Annotated in this window: 3 protein-coding genes; all 3 read left to right on the top strand. The window is 68.9% G+C overall.

Annotated elements, in window-relative coordinates; translation table 11 throughout:
• On the top strand, positions 1–449 hold a 449-nt coding region (locus HUK84_RS12275; protein WP_176640547.1), incomplete at its 5' end, for a hypothetical protein.
• Positions 450–487: 38 nt separating this feature from the next.
• Entirely contained in the window at positions 488–2,392 is a 1,905-nt protein-coding gene (gene mrdA / locus HUK84_RS12280; protein ID WP_176640548.1) for a penicillin-binding protein 2, read from the top strand.
• A gap of 32 nt (positions 2,393–2,424) precedes the next feature.
• On the top strand, positions 2,425–3,579 hold the full coding sequence (rodA, locus tag HUK84_RS12285) for a rod shape-determining protein RodA (protein ID WP_176640549.1): 1,155 nt from the start codon (positions 2,425–2,427) through the stop codon (positions 3,577–3,579).
• Positions 3,580–3,687 lie beyond the last annotated feature (108 nt).

Genomic DNA, 3,687 nt, shown 5'->3' on the forward strand with positions numbered 1-3,687 from the left:
CCATCCTGCTGCTGTCCGCGCCGCTCGACCTGCCGGGGCAGGCCGAGCTGCTGCCGGGCGTGGTGCTGTCCTCGGTGTTCTTCTGGTCGATCTTCCGGCCGGCCTCGATGCCGTCGCCGGCCGTCTTCCTGTGCGGGCTGCTGGTCGACCTGCTGGGGTTCGGGCCGCCGGGGGTCATGCTGCTGGTGCTGCTGATCGTCCATGGGGTCGCGCTGTCGGCGCGCTATGGGCTGGCGCGGCTGCACGTGCTGGCGCTGTGGCTGGCGTTCGGGGGGGTGTCGGCCGCCGGCACCGTATTGCAATGGGCGCTGGTTTCCGCGCTGTCGCTGCGGGTGATGCCGGGGGCGGCGTTCGGGTTCCAGTGGACGCTGGGGATGGGGGTCTTTCCGGTTCTGTACGGGCTGTTCACGGCCATGTCGCGCACCGTCGCGAATCCCGAGCGCGCCTGATCGGCGCCGCCGGGATGCGTTTCTGAGCGGGTGGTCGGATGATCCGGCGCAGAAAGACCATGCCCCGCCTGATGTCGCGGCCCGACACCGAAAACCCGTCCCGCGGCGTCTTTACCCGCCGGGCGCTGGTGGTGCTGACGGCGCAGATGGCGGCCCTGGGCGGGCTGGGGCACCGGCTGTATGAGCTGCAGGTGCGCGACGGCGACCATTATGCCCGGTTGGCGGAGAATAACCGCGTCAATCGCCGGCTGATCGCGCCGCCGCGCGGGCGGGTGGTCGACCGGTTCGGCATCGCCGTGGCGTCGAACAAGGTGAATTGGCGCGCACTGCTGCTGCCGGAGGAGACCAGCGACATTCCGGGCACGCTGGACCGGTTTTCCGCCCTGCTGCCGATCGAGCCCCGCGATCGCGCCCGTATCGAGCGGGAGATGCGCCACAAGCGGCGTTTCATCCCGATCATGCTGCGCGATTTCCTGTCCTGGGACGACATGGCGCGGATCGAGCTGAACGCGCCGTCGCTGCCGGGGGTGGTGATCGACGTGGGCACCACGCGCAATTACCCGTTCGGGCCGTTGCTGGCGCACGTGGTGGGCTATGTCGCGCCGCCGGGCGAGGCAGAGGTGGCTCATGACGCGACCATGGCGCTGCCGGGGATGCGTATCGGCCGCGCCGGCCTGGAGCAGACCCAGGACGCGCAGTTGCGCGGCACGGTGGGCGCGGTGGAGATCGAGGTCAATTCCGTCGGGCGCGTCATGGCCGAATTGTCGCGCGATGACGGCCAGCCGGGCGACGAAATCACCCTGACCGTCGATTCGGGGTTGCAGCAGGCCGTGCTGGGCCGGATCGCCGACCAGTCGGCCAGCGCGGTCGTGATGGATTGCCGCAACGGCGAGGTGCTGGCCATGGTCAGCAACCCGTCCTTCGACCCGTCGCTGTTCGACAGCGGCGTCAGCCAGGCGCAATGGGCCGAATGGACCAATGACGAGCGCACGCCGCTGATCAACAAGGCGGTGGCCGGCGTCTATCCGCCCGGATCGACCTTCAAGCCCGCGGTGGCGATGGCGGCGCTGCGGGCCGGAACGCTGTCGCCGGCCGACCGGATCTTCTGCCCCGGCTATCTGGACGTGGGCGGCACGCGCTTCCATTGCTGGTCGCGCTACGGCCATGGGTCGCTGACCCTGCGGGACGGGCTGAAATTCTCGTGCGACGTGTTCTTCTACGAGGTCGCGCGCCGGACGGGCATGGATGCGATCGCCGCCGCGGCCCACAGTTTCGGGCTGGGCACGTCTTTGGACATCGAGCTGCCTCATGCCCGCCAGGGGCTGATCCCCACGCCGCAATGGCGGCGGGCGCACGGCCAGCACTGGAACGGCGGCGATACGATCGTCAGCGGCATCGGGCAGGGATTCGTGCAGGTCACGCCGCTGCAACTGGCGACCTATGTCTCGCGCCTCGCCAGCGGGCGGGCGGTGCAGCCCCATCTGGTCCGTGCCGTTTCCGGCAAGCTGGTGGAGGGCACCGATCCGGCGCACTGGCCGGCGCTGGAGATGCCCGACCCGTTCCTGGACCAGCTTCGGCAGGGCATGTTCGCCGTGGTGAACGAGCCCCACGGCACGGCGCCCAAGGCCCGGCTGGACATTCCGGGCGTCCAGATGGCCGGCAAGACCGGGTCGGCCCAGGTGCGGCGGGTGTCGCGCGCCATGCGCGAGAGCGGTCATTTCGATTCCTCGGCGCTGCCGTGGGAATATCGGCCGCATGCGCTGTTCATCTGCTTTGCGCCCTTCGACGCGCCGCGCTATGCGGTGTCGGTGGTCGTCGAGCACGGCAATGCCGGCGCCGCCGTGGCGGCGCCGCTGGCCCGCGACATCATGACCGACGCCCTGACGCGCGATCCGGCGAACCGCAAGGAGCCGCCGGGCCAGGTGGTGGCCGAGATCGAGTAGAGCAGTCTGCGCTCAGGCGGGCCGGAGGGGAGATGAATTTTCAGAAGCGCCTGCTGCGCGCCGAGCCCAATTTCCGCATCCTGGCCAAGCTCTGGCAGGTCAACTGGCTGTATGTGCTGCTGATCTGCGTCCTGGCGGGGGTGGGGTACGGCGCGCTGTATTCGGCGGCCGGCGGGTCGTCGCGTCCCTTCGCCGGACCGCAGAGCATCCGCTTCGCCATCGGGCTGGTGATGATGGTCTGCGTGGCGCTGACCAGTCCGCGCGTACTGGTGCGCCTGGCCTGGCCGCTTTACGGCCTGTCCATGCTGTTGCTGGTGGCGGTGCTGCGGATGGGGCATGTCGGCAAGGGGGCGGAACGCTGGCTGATCGTCGGCGGCATGCAGATCCAGCCGTCGGAACTGGCGAAGATCGCGCTGGTCCTGGTGCTGGCCACCTGGTTCCATCGGGTCAATTACCGCAAGATGGCCAATCCGCTCTATCTGCTGCCGCCGGCGCTGCTGGTGCTGCTGCCGGTCGGGCTGGTGCTGAAGGAGCCCAACCTGGGGACCGCGGTGATCACCGGCCTGGTCGGGGCGGCGATCTTCTTCGCCGCCGGGATGCGGATCTGGCAGATCGCGCTGCTGCTGGCGCCGGTGCCGTTCCTGGGCAAGATCGTCTATGCCCATCTGCACGACTACCAGAAGGCGCGGATCACCACCTTCCTGCATCCGGAGAGCGATCCGCTGGGTGCCGGGTACAACATCATCCAGTCCAAGATCGCGCTGGGGTCGGGCGGGATGTGGGGGCAGGGCTATCTGCATGGCACGCAGGGGCAGTTGAATTTCCTGCCGGAAAAGCAGACCGACTTCATCTTCACCATGATCGCCGAGGAATGGGGCTATGTCGGCGGGATCGCGGTGATCGGGCTGCTGATGCTGATGATCCTGGGCGGCATGCTGATCGCCCTGCGCAGCCGCAACCAGTTCGGCCGGCTGCTGGGGCTGGGAATCGCCACCAATTTCTTCCTGTATTGCGCGGTCAACCTGTCGATGGTGATGGGGGCGATCCCGGTGGGAGGGGTGCCGCTGCCGCTGATTTCCTATGGCGGATCGGCGATGCTGACGGTGATGTTCGGCTTCGGCCTGCTGCTGTCGGCATGGGTGCACCGCAATTCGCGCTTCGGCGAGGCCGAGACGGAGGAGGGGTGAGCGGCGCATGACCGGCATCCGGCCCGTCGACGTGCCGACGGCGCGCGCCTATCGGCGCAGTACCTATCACGCGGGGGGCATGGTGCTGCGCGTCGGCCGCCGGCCGGT

The sequence above is a fragment of the Nguyenibacter vanlangensis genome (genome assembly GCF_013376155.1).
GTDB lineage: Bacteria > Pseudomonadota > Alphaproteobacteria > Acetobacterales > Acetobacteraceae > Gluconacetobacter > Gluconacetobacter vanlangensis.